The sequence below is a fragment of the Rhizobium beringeri genome (genome assembly GCF_004306515.1).
GTDB lineage: Bacteria > Pseudomonadota > Alphaproteobacteria > Rhizobiales > Rhizobiaceae > Rhizobium > Rhizobium beringeri.
The window spans coordinates 201,255-222,026 of sequence record NZ_SILG01000003.1 but is presented as its reverse complement, the minus strand read 5'-3'; the positions used below and the strand labels follow the sequence as shown (position 1 = coordinate 222,026).

Sequence of the window (20,772 nt, the reverse complement as noted above, 5' to 3'; positions counted from 1 at the left end):
TGGAGAATGCGCATGAGGTGCCGGTCAAGCGACCTTCTGGTGATCCCAGAAATAGACGGTTGCAGGCTCCGGCTCCCAGACCCGGGCATTCTCGATGCCGGGCAGATTGACGAGCGCCCGGTATTCCGAACCGAATGCGACATACTGGTCCGTTTCGGCCATGACAGCGGGCTTGCAGGCAATCGCGTCGCGCACGACACCGAAGCCGGACTTCGTACCGACGACGAAGGTGAAGAAGCCGTCGAGGTCATCCACCGCGCCTTCCAGCGCCTGGCCGAGATTCTTGCCCTTGGCCATCTCTGCCGTCAGATAGGCGGCGGCGACCTCGGTATCGTTTTCCGTTTCGAAGGTCATGCCTTCGCGCTTCAGCTCGCGGCGCAGATTGTTGTGGTTCGAGAGCGAGCCATTATGCACCAGGCATTGGTCGGAGCCGGTGGAAAAAGGATGAGCGCCGAGCGTCGTGACGGCCGATTCCGTCGCCATGCGGGTATGGCCGATGCCGTGGGTGCCGGCCATTGAATTGACCGCGAAGCGGGAAACGACATCCTTCGGGAGGCCGGTTTCCTTATAGATCTCGATGGCATCGCCGCTGCTCATGATGCGAACGTTCGGACGCAGTTCCGCGACGGCTGCCTTGCCCGCGTCGAGCAGATCCTTCGCAAGCGTGATGACGGCATGCGTGCTCTTCACCTGGATGGCGACCGGTGCGCCAACCGCCTGGCCGAGCTCGGCCTCGAGGCCGGCGAAATCTTTCTTCGGATTGGCCGACTGGATGGTGATCTTGGCATTGCTGCCGCTGGCGTCGCCATAGATCGCGATACCGGCGCTGTCCGGCCCCCGATCCGTCATCGTCACCAGCATGGACGACAGGAGCGCGCCGAGCTCCGGTTCGAGACTTTTATCCTTGAGGAAGAGACCCACAATTCCGCACATGACCAGACCTCCGTTCGTGTTGAGAAAGGACTAGCAGGTCTGTTTTGGGATTTCAACTCGGAAGAAAGATTTTTTCTTTTAAGGCAAGTCAGCCTTTCGAGCTCCGCTGAGGATAGGTGATGATCGAAAGGTACTTGCTCGGGAGTTTCACCAACTGCTCCGGCCCATGCGGCGCGTCGGCATCGAAGAACAGGCTGTCGCCCGGCTCCATCTGGAAAAGCTGGTCGCCATGGCGATAAACGACCACGCCTTCGAGCATGTAGAGAAATTCCATGCCCTCGTGCTGGAAGGTCGGGAAGGTGTCGGAATCGGCCGTCAATGTGATGAGATAGGGCTCGACGATGACGCCGCTGGTATTGTTGTCGATATGGCCGAGCAGATTATATTGATGGCCGGCGCGCGTGCCGCGCCGTTCGAGCTCGATGCCCTGCCCCGCCTTGACGAAGACGGCATTGCGCGGTTCCTCATAGCGGCGAAAAAAGGCGGTCAGCGGTACGCCGAGCGCCCGCGACAGCGATTGCAGCGTCGTCAGCGACGGCGAGATGTTGCCGTTCTCGATCTTCGACAGCATGCCGAGTGAAATGCCGGTCGCGGCCGCCAGATCGGTGACCGTGATGCCGAGTTTCTTGCGGTAGGCGCGCACCTCATGGCCGATCGCCATTTCGAGGTTGTTTTCCTTCGGCTCGCGAACGGCGTGCGGGTCCTGGGAAAAGGGAGCGCGTCCACTATGCGCCTGTTCCGGTTGCTCTGCCGCTTCACGCTTGGATTTCATGGGTTTTCCACTGCCGCCTTCTCTTTTGTCTGAAGGCAACCCTATCGTCATAGTGAAAATTTCTCAACCGTGAAGAAAACCTATTCCCGCCGCGCCTCGCGCGGAGCGATGCCATAGAGGGTACGGAACATCCGGGAAAAATGGCTCAGACTGGAAAAACCGGTCGCCACCGCGATTTCCGAGACGGAAAGCGGGCTCTGTTTCAGCAGACGATGGGCATGCTGCAGCCTGATCCTGCGGTATTGATCGAGGAAGGTGGTATTGAGCTGGGCCGCAAAGAGCCGGTCGAGATGGCGGGTGGTGACGCCGGCGATGCGCGCCATGGCGGCACGCTCGAGCGGCATCTCGATCGTCTCCTCCATCCGTTCGAGAACGCTGAGCAAGCCGGGATGATAGACGCCATAGCGCTCCGCCAGCGAGGCGCGCTGGGGTGCAGCGGGTTCGTTGACCTCTGTATGAAGATACCAGTCGCTGACGCGGCGGGCGAAATCCGGCCCCATGCGCTCGGCGATCAGCACATGCATCATGTCGAGCGGTGCGATGCCGCCGCCGCAGGTAATCCGGTTGCCGTCGATCAGGAAGCGCGCCTGGCGCGGCGTGAGGTCCGGGAAGGCTTCGAGAAGGGCTGCGGCATGCTCCCAGTGGATGGTGAAGTCGCGGCCGTCAAGCAGTCCGGCAGCGGCCATCAGATAGGGACCGCCCGAGATGCCGCCGATCCTCACGCCTTCGCGCGACAGCTGCCGCAAGCAGGCAAGTACGCCGGGATACCGCCAGTCGCGGGGCAACCCGCCGGCGCAGACGAAGGCCGTCCCGAGCCCCGCGCCCCTGACGGGCAGAGGTTCGGCGGGGACGCTGACGCCTGAGGAGGAAAGCGCCGGTGTGCCATCGGGCGAGAAGATCTGCAGCCGATAGATCTCACGTCCGGCCAAGAGATTTGCCGCCCGCAGCGGCTCGGTCGCCGAGGCATAGGACATCAGCGCAAATCCCGGGATAAGGATGAAGCCGATCGTCTGGGCATTTCTGCTATCAAGTGAGGACATGTCCCTTTCTTAGCGATTAATGTCCCTATTGTGCAAGTCAACGCGCCTCTTTCTGGCATCATGGACTTGTTCTTTCCGGGGTGACCCATGCGCTATTCCGCTCTTTCGATTTTCCTGAACGGCCTTCGCGGCAATAAAGGCTGGGCGCCTGCCTGGCGCGACCCGGCGCCAAAGCCGCATTACGACGTCATCATCGTCGGTGGCGGCGGCCATGGTCTTGCCACCGCCTATTATCTTGCCAAGGAATTCGGCGTCACCAATGTCGCCGTCCTCGAAAAGGGCTATCTCGGCTCGGGCAATATCGGCAGGAACACGACGATCATCCGCTCGAACTACCTGCTGCCCGGCAACAATCCCTTCTACGAGCTGTCGATGAAACTCTGGGAGGGGCTGGAGCAGGACTTCAACTTCAACGCCATGGTCTCGCAGCGCGGCGTGCTCAACCTCTTCCATTCCGATGCCCAGCGCGACGCCTATACGCGCCGCGGCAACGCTATGCGGCTACACGGCGTCGACGCCGAGCTTCTCGACAGGCAGGCGGTGCGCCAGAAATTGCCCTTCCTCGATTTCGACAATGCCCGTTTCCCGGTGATGGGCGGCCTTTTCCACCCGCGCGGCGGTACGGTGCGCCACGATGCGGTTGCCTGGGGTTATGCGCGCGGCGCCGATCAGCGCGGTGTCGACATCATCACCCAGTGTGAGGTGACCGGCATCCGCAGCGAAAACGGCCAGGTGACCGGCGTCGAGACCAGCAAGGGCTTCATCGGCTGCGGTAAGCTGGCGCTCGCGGCAGCCGGCAACTCCACCGTCGTCGCCGATATGGCCGGCCTTCGCCTGCCGATCGAAAGCCATGTACTGCAGGCCTTCGTCTCCGAAGGGCTGAAGCCGTTTATCGACACGGTCGTCACCTTCGGCGCCGGACATTTCTACGTGTCCCAGTCGGACAAGGGCGGCCTCGTTTTCGGCGGCGATATCGACGGCTACAATTCCTATGCCCAGCGCGGCAATCTCGCTTCGGTCGAGCATGTCGCCGAAGCCGGGCTGGCGATGATCCCGTCGCTGTCGCGGGTGCGGTATCTGCGCTCCTGGGGCGGCGTCATGGATATGAGCATGGACGGCTCGCCGATCATCGACCGCACCCATATCGACAATCTCTATCTCAACACCGGCTGGTGTTACGGCGGCTTCAAGGCCACGCCCGCCTCCGGCTTCTGCTACGCCCATCTGATTGCCCGCAATGCGCCGCATCAGACCGCCCGCGCCTTCCGGCTCGACCGCTTCGCGCGCGGCTACCCGATCGACGAAAAGGGCGTCGGCGCCCAGCCCAATCTGCACTGAGGACATTCGACGATGGCAAGCCTGATTTCCTGTCCTCATTGCGGCGCCCGACCCAAAGAGGAATTTTCGATCCGCGGCGATGCGGGCCTTGCTCGGCCGGCGCCGGATGCCGGTGCGGATGCCTGGTTCGATTATGTCTATCTGCGTGACAATCCGAGGGGCCGGCACAGCGAATACTGGCACCACTCCTCCGGATGCCGCCGCTGGCTGATCGTCGAACGCGATACCGTCACCCATGCGGTCCACGGCGTCAGGGATGCCGCCCTTTCCAAGCTCGGCGGAGAACCGGCATGACGAGCTTCCGCCTTTCCTCCGGCGGCCGCATCGACCGCGCCACGACGCTCGGCTTCACCTTCGACGGCAGGCCGCTCGAAGGCCATCCGGGCGACACTCTCGCCTCGGCGCTGCTTGCCAACGGCGTCCAGCTCGTCGGCCGCAGCTTCAAATATCACCGCCCGCGCGGCATCCTGACGGCGGGGGCTGCCGAACCGAACGCGCTGGTGACGACAGGCAGCGGCGGGCGCACCGAGCCGAATACGCGCGCGACGATGATCGAGCTTTACCAGGGGCTGACGGCAAAGAGCCAGAACCGCTGGCCTTCGCTCGGCTTCGATGTCGGCGCCGTCAACGGGCTGCTGTCGCCCTTCCTCAGCGCCGGTTTCTACTATAAGACCTTCATGTGGCCGGCGGCCTTGTGGGAAAAGCTCTACGAGCCGGTGATCCGCAAGGCGGCAGGCCTCGGCAGGGCCTCCTACGAGGCCGATCCCGATACCTACGAGAAATGCTGGGCGCATTGCGATCTGCTGGTGATCGGCGCCGGCCCTGCCGGTCTTGCCGCAGCGTTGACCGCCGGCCGCGCCGGTGCGCGCGTCATCCTCGCCGACGAGGGACCCGAACTCGGCGGCAGCCTGCTTTCCGACAGCGGCACTGTCGACGGCAAGCCGGCGGACGCGCTTCTGGGAGAGCTGCTTGCCGAGCTGGCGAGCCTGGAGAACGTGCGCCGCCTGCCGCGCATGACGGTTTTCGGCTGGTACGACGACAATGTCTTCGGCGCCGTCGAACGGGTGCAGAAGCATGTAGCGATGCCCGATCCCGATCGTCCTGTCGAACGATTGTGGCGCATCGTCGCCCGCCAGGCGATCCTTGCGACGGGCGCCGAAGAGCGGCCGATCGTCTTCGGCGGCAACGATATTCCCGGTGTGATGATGGCAGGCGCCATGCGCAGCTATCTCAACCGGCAGGCGGTCGCGCCCGGCAGAAGCACTGTCATCTTCACCACCAACGATGCCGGATATCGCACCGCCGCCGATCTCGAGGCCGCTGGCCTCGTGGTCGCGGCGATCGTCGACAGCCGCGGGGATGCGGGCGAGAGCTGGCAGGGCCGCGCCGAAGTGCTGAAGGGTGCCAGGGTCATCGATGCGTTTGGCGGCAAGCGCCTGCGCGGCGTCAGCGTCGAGGCAGCAGGCGGCACCCGTCGGATCGAAGCGGATGCGCTTGCCATGTCGGGCGGCTGGAGCCCGATCATCCACCTTGCCTGTCATCGCGGTGCAAAACCGCAATGGTCAAACGAGGCCTCGGCGTTTCTGGCGCCTGTCCAGCAGGAAGGTCTGACCGTTGCCGGCTCGGCCGCCGGCATGGCGCAAACCGCGACCTGCCTCGGTGATGGCGCCGCAAAGGCAGCTGCCGCGTTGAAGGCGATCGGTTTTGCAGCGGCGGAGCCGGCCTTTGCCGCGACTTCCGAGACGGCTGCACAGGCAAAGCCGCTCTGGTCGGTCAAGGGCTCGAAGGGCAAGGCTTTCGTCGATTATCAGAACGACGTGCATCTCAAGGATTTGGGTCTCGCCGTCCGCGAAGGCTACGGCCATGTCGAGCTCGCCAAGCGTTACACCACAAGCGGCATGGCGACCGACCAGGGCAAGCTTTCCAACATCAATGCCATCGGCATCCTTGCCGAGGCGCGTGGCGTGTCACCCGCCGAAGTGGGAACGACGACCTTCCGGCCCTTCTATACGCCGGTTTCATTCGGCGCTTTGACCGGGACATCGCGCGGCAAACATTTCCAGCCGGCGCGCAAATCGCCGCTGCATGGCTGGGCTGAGAAGAACGGCGCGGTCTTCGTCGAAACCGGACTGTGGTACCGTTCCTCCTGGTTCCCGCGCACCGGCGAGACGACATGGCGCGAAAGCGTCGACCGCGAGGTGCTGAATATCCGGAAGAATGCCGGCCTCTGCGACGTCTCCACCCTCGGCAAGATCGAAATATCAGGCAAGGATGCCGCGACCTTCCTCGATCGCATCTATTGCAACGGCTTCGCCAAGCTCGCCGTCGGCAAGGCGCGTTACGGCATCATGCTGCGTGAGGACGGCTTCATCTATGATGACGGCACCACCAGCCGGTTCAGTGACGACCATTTCTTCATGACCACGACGACCGCACTTGCCGCCGGCGTGCTGACCCATCTCGAATTCTACGCCCAGACGCTCTGGCCGGAACTCGACGTCTGCTTCGCCTCCTCGACCGATCAATGGGCGCAGATGGCCGTCGCCGGGCCGAAGTCGCGTACCATTCTCCAGGAGATCGTCGATGAGGACTTGTCGGATGCGGCCTTCCCCTTCATGAGTGCCCGCAAGGTCTCCCTCTTCGGCGGCCGCCTCGAAGGCCGCCTCTTCCGGATCTCCTTCTCCGGCGAACTCGCCTACGAGCTCGCCGTACCGGCCGGCTACGGCGAAGGGGTCGCCGATGCGATCATGGCGGCGGGCGAGAAACATGGCATCTGCGCCTATGGCGCCGAAGCGCTCGGCGTCATGCGCATCGAAAAGGGTCATGTCACCCATGCCGAGATCAACGGCACGGTGACGCCAGGCGATCTCGGCTTCGGCCGCATGGTTTCATCAACCAAGCCGGATTTCATCGGCAAGGCAATGCTTGCCCGTGAAGGCCTGCAGGATCCTGAACGGCCGCGCCTCGTCGGCGTCAAGCCGCTCGATCCGGCAAGCGGTTTCCGCACCGGCTCGCATATTCTTGCCGACGGCGTTGCGGCGACGCTCGAAAACGACCAGGGCTACGTCACATCAAGCGCCTTTTCGCCGGGGCTCGCCCATACGATCGGCCTGGCGCTCGTCAGGCGTGGGCCGGAGCGCATCGGTGAAAAGGTGACGGTCTGGAACGGCCTGCGCAACGAATTCACCGATGCCGTGCTCTGCCATCCCGTCTTCATCGATCCCGAAAACGAGAAGCTCCATGCGTGATCTTCCGCAACATAAACCGGTTCTTGCCGGGGTAGCATATAACGGCATCTCAGGGCCGGGCATCCGGCTGGAAGCCTTGCCGGAGGGCCACCTTCTGCATGTGCTGGGTGCGATCGAGCCAACCGCGCTCGCCGCGGAATTGGTGAAAGCAGGCTTTGCGAAAAGTTCGATCCGCCAGGCAGGCTTCCGGCAATGGTTCGTCGCCGGCGACGAGCCGCTTATCCCGGCCAGCCTCGATGCTCTCGTTGCGGCGCTTGCGGGAAAGGCCTTCGTCATGGACCAGAGCCACGGGCGCGTGCGTATCGGCGTTTCCGGCCGTTCTTCGCGCGCACTTCTCTCAAGGGGGACCGCCGTCGATCTCGATCCTTTCGCCTTTCCGGAAGGCCATTCGGCCATGACGATGATCGGTCATCTCTCGGTGCAGATCGTCCGCACCGGCGATGACAGCTTCGAACTCACGGTCCTGCGCAGTTTTGCCGAAAGCCTCTGGGACGATCTCGCGCACATGGCGGCCAGCGCCGAAAAGGACGGCGTCTGATAGAGGCGAGTTTCGATCGTTTTCAAGCTGTATGCAGCGCGGCGGCACCGACCCACTCGGGGCGCTCCGCGTCTTGCAGCTCTTCCACCGCATTGGCGGCAAAGCTCGGCACGACACCGGTCCACAGCAGTGCGCCATCGGGATTGGAATGTCCGTCGCCCTCGAGCTTGTAGATGCTTTCGACGATATACTGGCCGTCATTGTTCAGGCCCTTGATCTCGGAAATTCTCGATCACCCGGCGCCGGCCGGTGCACTTGAAGCGGGCGGAGCGGCAGAGCGACGGCGGCTTCATCATTCGCCGCATGGGGCTGAACCCGATCATGCTGCGCGGCGAAGCCCTGTTGCAGACGGCGTCACTGAAGGCGGGCGACAGCTTCCGTCTCGGCAAGGACGTCGAGTTCCAGTTCGTCGTCAAAGCCGCCGCCAAGGAGGCGCCCAAGAAGGAGGCCTCCAAGGTCGGTGACGACAAGCCGAAAAAATCGCTCCTCAAGCAGCCGGCCTTCCTGGCCGGCATGGGTGTCGCCTATCTCGCCATCGTCTGCATCATCGGCTACGTGATCCTGTCCGACAGCGGCAGCGCGGAAAGCGGCCCGACGGCCGAGCGCATCAATGCCGAAGCCGGCCGCATTCCGACATGCATCAAGAATGCCCGGCGCATGCGCCAGGTTTCCGAGCAAAGCTTTAACGGCGCTGTCGGCGGCCGCGTCGGGAGGGATGGCGATGCAACCTATGCCGCCCTTTCGCTGGCAGCCGAACCGTCTGATGACGCGGCGCTGGCAAAGGCCGCCGAGCCGATCGTCGAGGCTTACAAGCGCACGGCACTCGCAGCCCTTGCCTCGGAAACCCGCGGCAACAACACGCTGGCGCAGAGCCTCTACCAGCAGACCTACGATCTCGTTCCCGACATCAACTGCTCGGCAGCGCGTTTCGCGCTGCAGCGCCGCGCCGCCGTGAAACCGGTCGCCAGACGGTGATCGCCGGACCTGCTATAGCCCGCCACGCTCACCGCCACCGTCGGCCCACATCTCGCGCAGCTTTTCGATATCGCCACTGCGCTGCTGCCATTTGGCGGACCAATCGCGCATCGCTTCGCGGATAACGTGGTTAGCTCCCTGAGTGATTGGATCAAAGCACATGCTCATAAAGCAGTATTAAACCATAAAGCCCCATGGCGGCTGCCAGGACGGTTTGGGCAGCCCTCGCCCAGATCGTGTCGAGCCGTTGAATGGCGGGGACGGAGAAAACAAGTCCAACCAAGGTAAACCAGGAGAGGGCCATGAGGAAAATGACGCAGGAGGCCGCGTCACCCAAACCGGTCCTGAAGTCGGGCTGTGTGAGATAGAGGCCAACGAAGAAAGGAACCGACAATGGGTTACTTAGCGCTGTTGCCAAGCCCAAGCTGTAGAGCCTGAGACTCAGGCTATCCGATCCAAGCTGTTGAGGAGGCGCTCCCGCAAGAGGACGGCGCGCAAGCCGGACGGCTGAATAAAGGAGAATTGAGGACAGAACAACTGAAGCCCACATATCCAGGTCATCCAGCATGTAAAGGGACGTGGCTCCGATCGCAGCGAGATAAGAGGCCATGGCGGCGCCGGAGGCAATCCCGGCGGCCACGCTCAGCAAGCGACCCCAGGACGGCCTTACGGCCACGCGAAGCACAATAAGCAGGTTTGGCCCTGGCGCGATCAGAACCAATGCATACGATAGAGCAAGCGAGGCGAGAAGCGGCATATCCGCCTCACATAAACATGTCGTGATGGGCTGCCACCGCCAGGACGGGCTCGGCCACGTTCTGGATGTCGATGGTGAAGGACTTGACGGTCGATGCGCCGAGGCTGTCGGTCGCCTGGGCGGTGATTGTCAGGGCGTGGTCGGCAATGGTCTCGTAGTCGATCGCCGCCGTCGTCTGCAGCTTGTTGCCGACGATCTTGAAATGGTCGGCATCGTCGAGAAGCGACCATTTCATCGTATTGCCTTCAGCGTCCGTGGCCGAGAATAGGCCGACCGACGAGCCGACCTTGATGTTCTCCTTGATGCTGGCGCGGGAGAGTTTGAGCTCGGCCGGGGCGGTGTTTACCGCGGGCTCGGCGACATCCTTGACCGAAATCGAAAAGGTCTTGTCGACTGACACGGTGCCGTCAGAGACCTCGACGATGATCGAAAACGAGCTCTTCGCCTCGAAATCGAAGGCCTTGGCGGTGACCAGCCTGTCGCCTTTCAGCGAGAACTGCCCGTCGGCGTCGTCGATGAGCTTGAATTTCAGCGTGTCGCCGTCGCCGTCGAAGGCCGAAAGCAGGCCGAGCGTCGTCCATTGCGGCGTATCCTCGGCGACGACCATCTTGGAGAGCTGGATGTTGGTCGGCGCGGTGTTGACCGGAGGCGGCTCGCCGGTTCCCAGATCGACCGTGCGATCCGCGAATTGCGCGAATTCAACATCGAGACCGTATGTGTCCTTGCCTTCCGCAACGCTGGCAATGGTGTGAAGATCCGAGTTCCATTGGTAATCGGCGTATTTGCCCGCAAACACGATTGTGTCGGTGCCATCACCACCGGAAAAAATGTCGTCACCGCCGCCGCCCGATATCCGGTCGTCACCTTTGCCGCCACTCAGGATATTGGCAAGCCTGTCGCCGATAAGGGTGTCGCCGTAGTCGGAGCCGGTGAGGTTCTCGATCGAGAAATACTTGTCTCCCGCCGCATCCCCCGTGTTGACGGAGGAGTCGGCGAGACTGGCCGTCACGGCCTGCGTCGCATCCGAATAGGAGGCGGTGTCATTGCCGGAAGCGACCGCGCCGTAGCTTGGCACATCCACCGAGACGTGCAGCTGATAATCATAGGCCCTGTTGTAGTAATTATCGACCACCAGGTAATAGTCGCCGGTATTCTGGACCGTAAATGTCAGGTGGGAATCTTTTACATTCGTCGATCCCGGATCGAGCGGCCCAGTCATATCGTCATTGTAGGCGAGGTCGAGCCCTCGCGCGGCGTATAAGCGGATGTTCGTGTCCGTGGTCACGCTCGGCGACGTGCTGTCGATGTCGAAGCTAACGGTGGTGCCGGCAAGGAGCCGGAGATGGTAGTAGTCGAAGCCGTTCTCACCGGTCGAGGCGTTAACCGTCACGTGCGGCAACGACGTGGCGTTGGCGATGTCGGCGTTGGCCGCCAGGCTGAAGCGATCCGTCAGATCGAGCGCCTTGGCAGCGGAGGAAAGATCGAGCGTGGCTGGTTTGACGACCTCGCCGCTGCCCGTGCCGATCGGCGAAACCGGGCCATCCGCCGAGACATGCAGCTGGTGCGCCATATTGCCGTTGCCGGAATGCGTGATGTAATAATCGCCTGTCGTGGCGACGGTAAAGGTGATGAAGGAGTCGATCGAGTTAACCGAACCGGGATCGAGCTGTCCGCTCATCGCCTTGTTGAAGGCAACCAAGGCGTGCGCCGAGTCGTAGAGGCCGACCTGGCTGTATGTCCCGTAAGGCAGGCCGTCGATATCGAGCGTCAGCGTCGTCCCGGCATTGAGATGGACGCGATAATAGCCCTCGCTGTAGGTTTCTTCGTCGGGCAGGTTGATCGTGACATGCGGGACCGCGGTCGAATCCTGGACATTGGCATCGGCAAAGACGCTGAAGCTGTTGGAGATATCGAGCGCCGTGGCGAAGGAGGAAATGGCGTTGCCGACAGGCTTGGCCACCGTGCCGCTGCCGAGGCCGACGCCCGCCGGCTGATCGTCGCCGTAGAGCACGTCCGCGCCCGCGCCGCCGCGAAGGATGTCATTGCCGGCCCCGCCCAGCAGTCCGTCATTGCCGGCGCCGCCGTTCAGCGTGTCGTTGCCCGCCTTGCCCGAGAGCGCATCATTGCCGCCGCCGCCGCTCAAGGTGTTGTCAGCGATGTTGCCCGATATCGTATCCGCTCCGGATCCGCCGATGGCGTTCTCGATCAACGAGCGCGGATCGTTGTCATAGAGCAGCGCGTTGGCGATATTGCCCTCGGGCGGCGTGATGATGTTGCTCGCCGAAAGTTGGCGAACGGCCAGCTGGCTGTCGGAGAAAGTCGACAACGCACCCGGGGCGAGGTCGATCTTGAGGTCGCTGCCATAGCTCGACAGGTCATAGGTGTCGACGCCGCCGCCATCCCAGACCGTGCCGTAGATCGTGTTCGTCGCCGGGGCGCCCTGGCCGACACCGTTGTGGAATTGCTCGCCTGTGGCCGGGTCCCATGAATAGGCTGTGTCGCCGCCGTTGGTGGTGAAGTTGGCGCCGTAGAGATATTGAAGAGCCGCGATATCTGCCGGCATGAAGCTTTGTTGCGACTGGTCTCCCGCGTAGTAGCCGAACGAATGGTCAGATCCGAAGAAGATGGACTCGTCGGCGCTATGGCCACCCTGATCCAGGCCGAGGGTCTGCGCCACGCCCCTCATGATCTCCAGAAAACCAAAATTTCCCTTTACCGGCTGGCCAAAAAAGAAATTATCCTGGCTGAACCATGCGTCGCCCGCTTCGGGCGTGTGACCGGGGGCATTGAACATCGTCGAATCGAAATTCTCGATGGGTGGCGCGTCGCTGTCGTAGACGGTCTTCAACTGGCTGAACCGCAAAATGGCGTGGTCGGTCGCCGTTTCGGTAACTTCGGTAAAGTTGAGGCCCGTGTAAGAGGAGACCGTGGCAAGGGCGGAGCGGGTCGCATCCTGCTGAGCGGCGGTGAAGCCCACATGCTGCGCCCACCAGGGCCCAAGTCCGACGCCCGGATATTCGAAGCCGCCGGAGGGATAATAGGAATAGGAAGAACCTTGAGCAGGGAAGCTGTAAGTAAGGGTCGTCGACGTCCAACGGGTACCCGAAAGAAGCGGGTCGATATTCGGATTTCCTGAGGGGCTTACGTCTGCGCTATCACCTGTTTCGGCGGATGTAAGTGCGGCTTCAGTTATGTCAGACATCACAATTCCTTCCAAATCAATGTCTTAGAATTTAACGGTGCATCGAATTCCAGCACCTAAGCCAAAACAGCGAGATTGTTTGCCGCCGAGACGAAGGTGGCCTTCGATCAGTCCGGCGTGAGGCTGGCATTCCCGGCACCTGCCGCATCCGAGAGAATGGTGACTGCTCCGGTCACCAGGTCCTTCAGTAAGATGTCGGAATGGCCGTCCGCGTCTCCGGCGACGAGATTGGAGGCAGAGGAGGTGAAGCCCGCCCTAGTGCCATCGGGGGAGATGCTGCCGCTGCCGGCCACACCCGAATTGCCGTTGCCGGCTTCGCCGTCAGCATTCGAGGAGAGAATGATCGGTGTCGTCATGTCGTACCTTCATCGTTGCGTCGGGACGAATTCTGGTGCGACTGTAGTGAGGGTTGTAAATAACGGCGTCCACCATTGGGATGAGAAACAGCTTGAGCCCATTTTTGGACTGCACTATCGTTGCTGCATTGCAGTAAATCCGAAGAGCATCGCAAATGGCATCAAATATTTCGCCGGATGTATTTTCGTCCGTGCTTGGGCAGATTTACGAATGTGCGCTCTTTCCGGAACGCTGGCCTGCCACAATCGAGACTATCCGGCGCCTTTTATCTGGTATATCGGGCCTGGACTTCGAACAGCCCTGTCTGTCGACATTGGCAGCCGACGCTGCCGGTCACGGCAACAGGGGGGACGGCGATATCAGGATCGCCACCCGGCCGGCCCTCGATACCATCCTGATCGGGCATCTCGAGCGGGCTGCGTCGATCGGCCGCATCGCCCGCGATCGGGCGATCGCATCCGAGTTGCACGAGGCCAATGTGGATGGCTGGGAAAGCGGGGTTCTTCTCGTCGACGAGGCGCTTTACCTCATTCGCGCCAACCGGGCCGGCGAGAGCATGATCGAAAGCGGCAATCCGGTGCGTCTGCGGCATGGATGCCTGGAACTCAGGCCGGCCTCGGCGCAGAAGGCGCTTGAGCAGGCCGTGGAGAAGGCGACCGGCGAAACCGGCGGATCAGGGGTGCCGATCAATTTCATCGCTGTCGACGGCGCCGGCGTTCCGGCTGTGATCCAGGTGATGGCGGTGCGCTGGGATTTGAGGCCGCCGCTTCCCGTGCGGCAATCGGCAGTCGCCATCGTGCTGATCTCGCCAATGGCCACGCGCTCGCCGCCACAGCAGGCGCTGAGCGCGCTTTACGGCCTGACGCCGGCTGAGGCTCGCGTCCTCCAGCTTCTGGGGGCGGGATCGACGCTGGCCGACATTGCCAGCACTCTGCAATCGAAGCGCTCGACGGTGAAGACGCATCTGCTGCGGATCTTCGCCAAGACCTCCACGAACAGGCAGGCCGATCTCGTGCGGCTCGTCCATTCCCTGTCCTCACCGGTGTAGCCCTTCCCGATGAATATTCATCCGCCGCTTCAACTGATCTCGCATCTCGTCGGCATGATCTATGACTGCGTTCTCGAACCGGTCAAATGGGAGGCCTTCGTCAGCGAGCTGCTGCGCGAGCTCGACTTTTCCTATGGCCTGCTCAGCATCAGCGCCTTCCCCGAAGGCAACGCCGTCTTCGGCGTCAGCGTCGGGATCGAAGGGCCGTGGATGGAAAAGCTACCGGGCTACTGGGCCGATATCATGGATATCTGGGGCGGTGACGCGCGGATCCAGCAATACCCGCTGGAAGAACCCATCCTGCAATCGCAGATCGCCGATGGCCGCCGGTTGAAGGCCAATCCCTATTACAGCGGCTGGTTCGCGCCGCAGGGCTATATCGACGCCGTGGCGATCGGGTTGGAGCGCAACCCGCATATGGTCTCCAGCCTGGCGCTCGGGCGCCACGCTTCGGCCGGCCCGGTGGGCGAAAGCGAGCTTGGCCTGCTGCGTCTCCTTGCGCCGCATCTGCGCCGCGCCATCTCCATCGCCCAGCAGCTGGAGCTGCAGTCGATCGCAGCATCCGCCTATGCCTCGGTGGTCGAGCGCCTGCCGGTCGGCGTGCTGCTGGTGGACGAGCTGATGACCATCATCCATGCCAATCCGACCGCCGAAAGCCTGCTGTCGCGGCCGGGGCCGTTTCGGTCGGCCGGCAACCGGCTGGCGGTGAGGGCCGAGGGTGCTGAAGCGCTCGAACAGGCCATCGCCAAGGCCGCATCCGACGAGGCAGCCCTTGGCCGGAGCGGTGGCGCCGGCATTCCCGTGCGCCATGCCGACGGCGCGGCCTATGTCGTGCATGTCCTGCCGCTGCGCCAGCGCCAGAGCCGCGGCGCGCTCTGCCTGCCGGCATCGGCCGCTCTCTTCCTGGTGCCGGCCGGCAGCCAGGCGCTGCTGCCGAGCGAACCCGTGACCCAGATTTACGGCCTGACCCCAGCGGAAACCCGCATCTTCGAGCTGATCGCCCGCGGCGAAGCGCCGAAGGCGATCGCCAAACAGCTCGGCCTGTCCGCCAGCACGGTTAAGACGCATATCCGCAATATCTTCGCCAAGACGGGAACGCGCCGCCAGGCCGATTTCGCCCGCATGGCCGCCTCGCTTCGCGTGCTGCTTTGAGGGGCGATCGGAAATGCCTCGCCTGCATGAAAGCATCGGCCAAGCGGCGCCGAAATGCGCTCAGGCATGGGGAAACTGCCTTCTCGCACGGTGGAAGGTACGAACCCTGGTCCACTCTGGGGCAATAAACGGTACAAGCGGCACACCGCTTTCCCTTTCCGGTCTCTAGACTTCCGATCAGTCAGGGCAATTCGGCGGTGACGCGGAAGATGCCGCCGAGCCGATCGTCGAGGCTTACAAGCGCACGGCACTTGCAGCCCTTGCCTCGGAAAATCGCGGCAACAATACGCTGGCGCAGACGCTCTACCAGCAGACCTACGATCGCGTTCTCGACATCAACTGCTCGGCCGCGCGCTTCGCGCTGCAGCGCCGCGCCGCCGTGAAGCCGCCTGCACGGCATTGATCGCAGGCCTGTAGTAAGCAATGTAGCAAGCAATGCTCGCCGGTGCCGGGGTGATCAGCGGCGCGGGCGTTGCACAGGGCTGCTCTATGGCTGCCCGAGGGGCTCGGCCTTCCCCGCCTCGCACTCCGGCAGTCGCACAGGTTTGGCGAGGTTCGCCAGCGCCTCGGGCTTGGCGCATGCCGGGAAGCCGGCGAGCGGCATTGTCTCTATGAACCGATTGCGCTCGATTATGCTTAGGCCGGGTTCACTGATCATGCTCTCGACAGTCACCTCGGGGTGCTGCTTGAGAGTTTCCATAGCTGAAGCATGCGCCTCATCGGTTCGACCCAGTGCCGCAAGCGAGCTGCTACGGACCACCCAAGTCCATCTTTGGTAGTTGTTGGGCGTCATGCGCTCCAGCATCGTCACCGCGTCCTCATACCGCCCCGCCATAAAATAGGCAGGTGCGAAGAAGTTGGACGCCCACATCGGATAATTCGGATCGAGCCGCATGACCTTGTCAACCATTTGAGCACCGCGTTCTGGTTCACCGAAGCGTGCTGCATAGCCGCTGTAAAAAGTCAGGATTTCGGACGAACCCGGAGCCAGACGAAGGGCCGTGTCGAATTCGGACTTGCCGCGGCCCATATCGCCCTTATTGGCAAGGCTCATACCAAACACCGCATGGGCTTCAGCGTCGCTCGGATCAAGCCGCACTGCGCGTTCGGCCACATCGGCGGCCACCTTGCGATTGCTCTCGGGATTGACGCCAAACACACCCATCAGATCATGAGCATGGTAAAGTTCTACCCAGGCCCGTGCCAGCCCCGGGTCGAGCTCGACGGCGCGGTTGAGGAACGTGATGGCCTCCTCGTCATCGGCTTTGGTGAGCTTTTCGATCTTCTCGGACCCGAGAAGATAGTAATCATAGGCATTGAGGTTTTCAGGCCGTTTGCGTTTGGCTGCAGCCCGCCCGGCTTCTTGAATCAGTCCCACTCCGCCGCCGAGGCGGTTGGCGACCTGTTCTGCGATTTCGGTCTGAACGGCGAACACGTCCTCGTCGGGCCGGTCCCAATTCTCCGACCAAAGATGGTGGCCGGTTTTTGCATCGATCAACTGTGCTGTGATCCGTACCCGGCCACTCTGCCGCTGGATCGAGCCTTCCAGTACAAAGCCGACATGGAGCGCGCTTGCGACCTGGCGGGCATCCACGGGCTTGCCTTTATAAACTTCCGTCGAATTCCGCGCCACCACCTCGAATTCGGGAAACCGCGCGAGGTCGGTGATGATGTCCTCAGTCAGGCCATCGGCAAGACGCCCGCTGGCCTCGTCGCCGCCATAATTGTCGAAGGGCAACACCGCCACCGAGGGCTTGCCACCCAAAGGTTCGGGCTGCGAGAACCACCAGACCCCGCCGCCTGCGAGAGCAAGCGCCACGATCCCCGCTGCAGCCGTCTTGGCCCAGCGCGGTATCATTTTGAGAAGGGACCGACGCGCCCGTTTGCCGTCGAGTCTCAGCCGATACATCCGCACCGGGCGGCTGATGTTCTTGACCTGCTGCTCGCCGGCGAAATCGAGCGGCCAGTCGAGTTTGCCCTGGAGGTGATCGTATGCCGTGCCCGACACCACCACGCCGCCCGGCTCGGCCAAATGCTCCAGCCGCGCGGCGACATTCACTCCATCCCCATACACATCGCCATCCACCAAGGCCACATCGCCCAGATTGATCCCGACGCGAAATACGATGCGCTCAGGCTCCGGTAGGTCGGCGTTGCGCGCAGCCACGACATTCTGAAACTCCGCGGCGCAGGCAACCGCATCAACCACGCTGTCGAAGGCGACGAGCGTGCCGTCACCCATCAGCTTGATAACGGTGCCATGGCGCTGGGAGATGGCGGGATTGATCAGTTCGGCGCGGATGGCCTTCAGTCGCTTGATGGTGCCGGCCTCATCGGCCTCCATCGCCTTCGAGTAGCCGACCATATCCGCCGCCAGGATCGCGAGCAGCTTCCGGTCAAGCGTGGGGGTGCCCATCATCGTTGCCTTGCATGAACATGCAATAGTGTCGGCAGTCTACACCCATCGCCGCGCCGCAACTAGCACACCGCCAAAACGGCATGTCTGCTCGGTGCGCAACGCGAAATTGTCTCGGCCCTGTGCCGTCGCGGGACGGCCCTGTTGCGCAACCTCTCGATGCGCTAATCTTGACGGATGAAACTCAGCCAGACCATACGGTTCTGCGCCTCCGCCGACGGCACCCGGATAGCCGTCGCGTCGTGCGGGACGGGACAAGTGATCCTGCGGGCGGCTCACTGGCTTAGTCATGTCGACTATGATGTCGAGAGCCCCGTCTGGCGACCATGGCTGCAGGCGCTCTCGGCCGGCAACCGGTTTGTGCGCTACGATCCGCGCGGCTGCGGCCTATCGGACCGGCATGTCGCCGATCTTTCGGTTGAAGCGTGGCACGCGGACCTGGATGCCGTGGCAGCCTCCATCGAGGAACCGCGTTTCGTCCTCCTCGGTCTTTCGCAAGGCGGCGCCCTCAGTATCGCATTCGCCCTGAGGCATCCCGAGCGGGTGTCACATCTGGTGCTCCTGAATGCCTATAGTCAGGGTGCGCGGGCTCGCGCGCAGACCGAGCCCGAGCGCTTGGAGGCCGAGACGCTCGTCAACCTCATCCGCATCGGCTGGGGCCGCGACAATCCGGCGTTCTGTCGGTTTTTTACCAACCTTTTCATTCCTGATGGGACACCCGAACAGCATCGATGGTGGGGTGATCTGGAGCGTGTGACGGCAGCACCCGACGTTGCCGCGCAATTGCTCTGGCAGATGCAGGGGCTCGATGTGCTTGATCTGGCGACGACACTTCGCGTCCCGACTTTGGTTGCGCATAGCCGCGGCGATATGCGCGTGCCGTTCGACCAAGGCCGCAAGCTTGCGGCCGCGATTCCCGGAGCACGCTTCATACCGCTCGAGAGCAAGAACCATGTGCTCTTGCCAGACGAACCGGCCTGGGCCGTCTTCCATGCCGAACTCGCAACCTTCCTCGGGCAGGATCGACCCGTGCGACCGCGCGCAGTTCGCGACGCCGGTCTGACACCGGCCGAGGCGGCGCTTCTCGACCTCGTCGCGGAGGGGCTCGACAATCGCGCGATCGCAGCCCGCCTTGGCAAGAGCGTGAAGACCGTGCGCAACCAACTGTCGGTGATTTTCAGCAAGCTCGGCGTGCATAACCGTTCGCAGGCGATCGTCATGGCGCTTTCCAGGTAGCGCGCTGCGTCGCCCCCACCTTTGGGACAATCGCCCCTTTGTCGGGCCTGAATCCGCAGCTGCGCGGGACAACTGTCTCATGCCGTCAGGCGCGACGGGTCTCATCCTTCAACCGCGATCGGCAAGAGGCCGCCCGTAAATCAGGAGGAATCCGACATGACCCAACTCAACGAAACAACGCTCAATGAGCTCGTGGGCCGCATCCTTGGCGACCTTGGCGGTGCAGTCAGCGTGCCGCTGGTGCGGATCGGAGACGCGCTCGACCTCTATAAGACCCTCAGGGACATCGGCCCCGCGAGTGCCGACGATCTCGCCGACGCCGCGGCATGCGCGCCGCGCTATGTGCGCGAGTGGCTGGCAGCGCAGGCGGCTTCGGGCTACGTGCATTACGAGAATGGCCGGTTCTCGCTCACGCCTGAGCAGGCCTACGTGTTTGCTGAACCCGACAGCCCGGTCAACCTGATCGGCGCCTTCGATACGGCGGCCGCGATGGTCGAAAACCAGCCGAAGGTGCAGTCTGCCTTCAAGACTGGCCGAGGCGTGGCTTGGGGGGATCAGGCCGGCTGCATGTTCTGCGCCGTGGCGAGGCTGTTCCGGCCCGGCTATGTGAACGCCCTCGTGCAGGACTGGCTGCCTGCGCTCGATGGAGTCGTCGACAGGTTAAAGGCGGGCGCGACTGTGGCCGACGTGGGGTGTGGACACGGGCTGTCGACGATCCTCATGGCGCAGGCTTTCCCCAATTCCCGGTTCATCGGCTACGACTTCCATGCGGATTCGATTGCGGCCGCGACTGCCCATGCCCGGGCAGATGGCCTGACGAACGTGCACTTCAAGGTGGGCCGGGCGCAGGACTTCGACGGAAGCGACTTCGATCTGATCACCTGCTTCGACTGCCTGCACGACATGGGCGATCCCAAGACCGCGGCGGCGCATATCAGAAAGGCGCTGAAGCAGGGTGGCACGTGGATGGTGGTCGAGCCCACGGCCGGGGATACGCTCGAGGACAATATCAACCCGGTCGGGCGGCTCTATTACTCCGCCTCGACGATGATCTGCGTTCCCACCTCCCTGGCGCAGGAGACGGGATTAGCACTTGGCGCCCAGGCGGGAGAGAAGCGATTGACGGAGGTGATCCGGTCAGGCGGGTTCACACATGTCCGGCGAGCAGCCCAGACCCCGCTCAACATGGTGCTCGAAGCAACCTGATGAGAAGGAGTGGCGCGTCCGTGTCCGGCCAGATGGGGCGGGCGCTCCTCATCTGATGACCGCGGTTGGGGCAAAGCGGGATCTGTCTTCGTCCGCCTCGGGCTCGCGCCCGGACTCGCATCAGCTCGTATGATGGCTGGTCACTCTGACATAATAGCCGTCGGGATCGACAAGGCGAAAGTCACGCAACCCCCAAGGCTGTAGAGCAAGACCGGAGACCGGCCAGCCGCTCTTTTTCGCCGTGCGATAGGCATCCTCGACGTCAGCGACCTTCAAGACGATCTCGACGCCGAGACCAACCCTTTCGCCGATTTCGATCCGTAGCGGATGATCGCTCGAAAGGGCGCTGCGCGAATTGATCGCGATCACTGCGTCACCGTTTTTCAACATGGTGTATTCGACGCTTGCCGAACCCTGAACTTCAAAGCCCGGGACACGCTGATAGAAATGGAGCGATTTCTCAGTCGTTTCGACAAATAGCTCCAAAGTCAGTTGCAACTGGTGCTCCTTTTTTGCTCAGAATGAATGCTGTTGCGGGGCAGACGAGCTTGACG

The 20,772-nt window shown here is 62.7% G+C and carries 17 protein-coding genes and 2 pseudogenes; 10 read left to right on the top strand and 9 right to left on the bottom strand.

Translation table 11 applies throughout. From position 1 onward, the window contains the following. Window positions 1-24: 24 nt before the first annotated feature. From ELH03_RS28575 to ELH03_RS28565, 3 genes are all read right to left on the bottom strand, one after another. On the bottom strand, window positions 25-933 hold the full coding sequence (locus tag ELH03_RS28575; protein ID WP_128411919.1) for a class II glutamine amidotransferase: 909 nt from the start codon (window positions 931-933) through the stop codon (window positions 25-27). An 88-nt stretch (window positions 934-1,021) separates the two neighbouring features. Then, window positions 1,022-1,705, bottom strand: a complete 684-nt coding sequence (locus ELH03_RS28570) for a helix-turn-helix domain-containing protein (protein ID WP_105009579.1) — start codon at window positions 1,703-1,705, stop codon at window positions 1,022-1,024. 80 nt (window positions 1,706-1,785) lie between these two features. After that, entirely contained in the window at window positions 1,786-2,745 is a 960-nt protein-coding gene (locus tag ELH03_RS28565) for a GlxA family transcriptional regulator (protein ID WP_130659733.1), read from the bottom strand. 87 nt (window positions 2,746-2,832) lie between these two features. Between ELH03_RS28565 and ELH03_RS28560 the strand changes: the two genes are divergently transcribed. Genes ELH03_RS28560 through ELH03_RS28545 form a run of 4 tightly spaced genes read left to right on the top strand, consistent with a single transcriptional unit; the run spans window position 2,833 to window position 7,869 of the window. Further along, the gene (locus ELH03_RS28560) at window positions 2,833-4,083 is read left to right on the top strand and encodes a sarcosine oxidase subunit beta family protein (protein WP_130659734.1); all 1,251 of its coding nucleotides are present in this window, start codon (window positions 2,833-2,835) and stop codon (window positions 4,081-4,083) included. A gap of 12 nt (window positions 4,084-4,095) precedes the next feature. Next, window positions 4,096-4,377: a sarcosine oxidase subunit delta gene (locus ELH03_RS28555; protein ID WP_003548150.1), complete on the top strand. Its 282-nt coding sequence runs from the start codon at window positions 4,096-4,098 to the stop codon at window positions 4,375-4,377. Continuing rightward, a complete protein-coding gene (locus ELH03_RS28550) occupies window positions 4,374-7,331 on the top strand; it encodes a sarcosine oxidase subunit alpha family protein (protein ID WP_130767056.1) in 2,958 nt (985 codons plus the stop codon). The genes ELH03_RS28555 and ELH03_RS28550 overlap by 4 nt, the downstream gene beginning before the upstream one ends. Continuing rightward, window positions 7,324-7,869 (top strand): sarcosine oxidase subunit gamma, encoded by a 546-nt coding sequence (locus ELH03_RS28545; protein WP_130767055.1) that lies wholly within the window; start codon window positions 7,324-7,326, stop codon window positions 7,867-7,869. The genes ELH03_RS28550 and ELH03_RS28545 overlap by 8 nt, the downstream gene beginning before the upstream one ends. 22 nt (window positions 7,870-7,891) lie before the next feature. Here ELH03_RS28545 and ELH03_RS38140 read toward each other — a convergent pair. After that, window positions 7,892-8,135 (bottom strand): annotated as a pseudogene (locus ELH03_RS38140) (CpaF family protein); the annotation flags it as partial. Between ELH03_RS38140 and ELH03_RS28535 the strand changes: the two are divergent. After that, window positions 8,101-8,844, top strand: coding sequence for an FHA domain-containing protein (locus tag ELH03_RS28535; RefSeq protein WP_245504907.1), 744 nt, complete (start codon window positions 8,101-8,103; stop codon window positions 8,842-8,844). The pseudogene ELH03_RS38140 and the gene ELH03_RS28535 overlap by 35 nt on opposite strands. A gap of 151 nt (window positions 8,845-8,995) precedes the next feature. Here ELH03_RS28535 and ELH03_RS28525 read toward each other — a convergent pair whose 3' ends face one another. From ELH03_RS28525 to ELH03_RS28515, 3 genes are all read right to left on the bottom strand, one after another. After that, the gene (locus ELH03_RS28525; RefSeq protein WP_130767054.1) at window positions 8,996-9,601 is read right to left on the bottom strand and encodes a LysE family translocator; all 606 of its coding nucleotides are present in this window, start codon (window positions 9,599-9,601) and stop codon (window positions 8,996-8,998) included. Between the two features lie 7 nt (window positions 9,602-9,608). Further along, window positions 9,609-12,803: a M10 family metallopeptidase C-terminal domain-containing protein gene (locus ELH03_RS38545; protein ID WP_130767053.1), complete on the bottom strand. Its 3,195-nt coding sequence runs from the start codon at window positions 12,801-12,803 to the stop codon at window positions 9,609-9,611. Window positions 12,804-12,910: 107 nt separating this feature from the next. Then, window positions 12,911-13,159, bottom strand: a complete 249-nt coding sequence (locus tag ELH03_RS28515; protein ID WP_130767052.1) for a hypothetical protein — start codon at window positions 13,157-13,159, stop codon at window positions 12,911-12,913. Window positions 13,160-13,314: 155 nt separating this feature from the next. Here ELH03_RS28515 and ELH03_RS28510 point away from each other — a divergent pair, with 155 nt between their 5' ends. From ELH03_RS28510 to ELH03_RS28500, 3 genes and pseudogenes are all read left to right on the top strand, one after another. Further along, window positions 13,315-14,208 (top strand): helix-turn-helix transcriptional regulator, encoded by an 894-nt coding sequence (locus tag ELH03_RS28510; RefSeq protein ID WP_130767051.1) that lies wholly within the window; start codon window positions 13,315-13,317, stop codon window positions 14,206-14,208. Window positions 14,209-14,217: 9 nt separating this feature from the next. After that, window positions 14,218-15,360, top strand: a complete 1,143-nt coding sequence (locus ELH03_RS28505; protein ID WP_130767050.1) for a helix-turn-helix transcriptional regulator — start codon at window positions 14,218-14,220, stop codon at window positions 15,358-15,360. Between the two features lie 211 nt (window positions 15,361-15,571). Further along, window positions 15,572-15,763, top strand: a pseudogene (locus ELH03_RS28500) (FHA domain-containing protein); the annotation flags it as partial. Between the two features lie 84 nt (window positions 15,764-15,847). On the opposite strand, the gene ELH03_RS28495 reads toward ELH03_RS28500, so the two are convergent. Next, the gene (locus tag ELH03_RS28495; RefSeq protein WP_130767049.1) at window positions 15,848-17,776 is read right to left on the bottom strand and encodes an adenylate/guanylate cyclase domain-containing protein; all 1,929 of its coding nucleotides are present in this window, start codon (window positions 17,774-17,776) and stop codon (window positions 15,848-15,850) included. A 177-nt stretch (window positions 17,777-17,953) separates the two neighbouring features. Here ELH03_RS28495 and ELH03_RS28490 point away from each other — a divergent pair, with 177 nt between their 5' ends. Beyond that, entirely contained in the window at window positions 17,954-19,012 is a 1,059-nt protein-coding gene (locus tag ELH03_RS28490) for an alpha/beta fold hydrolase (RefSeq protein WP_130767048.1), read from the top strand. Between the two features lie 156 nt (window positions 19,013-19,168). Then, a complete protein-coding gene (locus tag ELH03_RS28485; RefSeq protein ID WP_130767047.1) occupies window positions 19,169-20,218 on the top strand; it encodes a class I SAM-dependent methyltransferase in 1,050 nt (349 codons plus the stop codon). Window positions 20,219-20,338: 120 nt separating this feature from the next. Here the strand turns inward: ELH03_RS28485 and ELH03_RS28480 are convergent, their stop codons facing one another. After that, the gene (locus ELH03_RS28480) at window positions 20,339-20,716 is read right to left on the bottom strand and encodes a VOC family protein (protein ID WP_130767046.1); all 378 of its coding nucleotides are present in this window, start codon (window positions 20,714-20,716) and stop codon (window positions 20,339-20,341) included. Window positions 20,717-20,772: the final 56 nt, after the last annotated feature.

Coding starts and splice junctions, on each gene's coding strand:
- ELH03_RS38545 (WP_130767053.1), bottom strand. CDS start 12,803: ATGTCTGACATAACTGAAGCCGCACTTACATCCGCCGAAACAGGTGAT.
- ELH03_RS28560 (WP_130659734.1), top strand. CDS start 2,833: ATGCGCTATTCCGCTCTTTCGATTTTCCTGAACGGCCTTCGCGGCAAT.
- ELH03_RS28545 (WP_130767055.1), top strand. CDS start 7,324: ATGCGTGATCTTCCGCAACATAAACCGGTTCTTGCCGGGGTAGCATAT.
- ELH03_RS28555 (WP_003548150.1), top strand. CDS start 4,096: ATGGCAAGCCTGATTTCCTGTCCTCATTGCGGCGCCCGACCCAAAGAG.
- ELH03_RS28515 (WP_130767052.1), bottom strand. CDS start 13,159: ATGACGACACCGATCATTCTCTCCTCGAATGCTGACGGCGAAGCCGGC.
- ELH03_RS28490 (WP_130767048.1), top strand. CDS start 17,954: ATGAAACTCAGCCAGACCATACGGTTCTGCGCCTCCGCCGACGGCACC.
- ELH03_RS28575 (WP_128411919.1), bottom strand. CDS start 933: ATGTGCGGAATTGTGGGTCTCTTCCTCAAGGATAAAAGTCTCGAACCG.
- ELH03_RS28570 (WP_105009579.1), bottom strand. CDS start 1,705: ATGAAATCCAAGCGTGAAGCGGCAGAGCAACCGGAACAGGCGCATAGT.
- ELH03_RS28495 (WP_130767049.1), bottom strand. CDS start 17,776: ATGGGCACCCCCACGCTTGACCGGAAGCTGCTCGCGATCCTGGCGGCG.
- ELH03_RS28505 (WP_130767050.1), top strand. CDS start 14,218: ATGAATATTCATCCGCCGCTTCAACTGATCTCGCATCTCGTCGGCATG.
- ELH03_RS28485 (WP_130767047.1), top strand. CDS start 19,169: ATGACCCAACTCAACGAAACAACGCTCAATGAGCTCGTGGGCCGCATC.
- ELH03_RS28565 (WP_130659733.1), bottom strand. CDS start 2,745: ATGTCCTCACTTGATAGCAGAAATGCCCAGACGATCGGCTTCATCCTT.
- ELH03_RS28510 (WP_130767051.1), top strand. CDS start 13,315: ATGGCATCAAATATTTCGCCGGATGTATTTTCGTCCGTGCTTGGGCAG.
- ELH03_RS28550 (WP_130767056.1), top strand. CDS start 4,374: ATGACGAGCTTCCGCCTTTCCTCCGGCGGCCGCATCGACCGCGCCACG.
- ELH03_RS28525 (WP_130767054.1), bottom strand. CDS start 9,601: ATGCCGCTTCTCGCCTCGCTTGCTCTATCGTATGCATTGGTTCTGATC.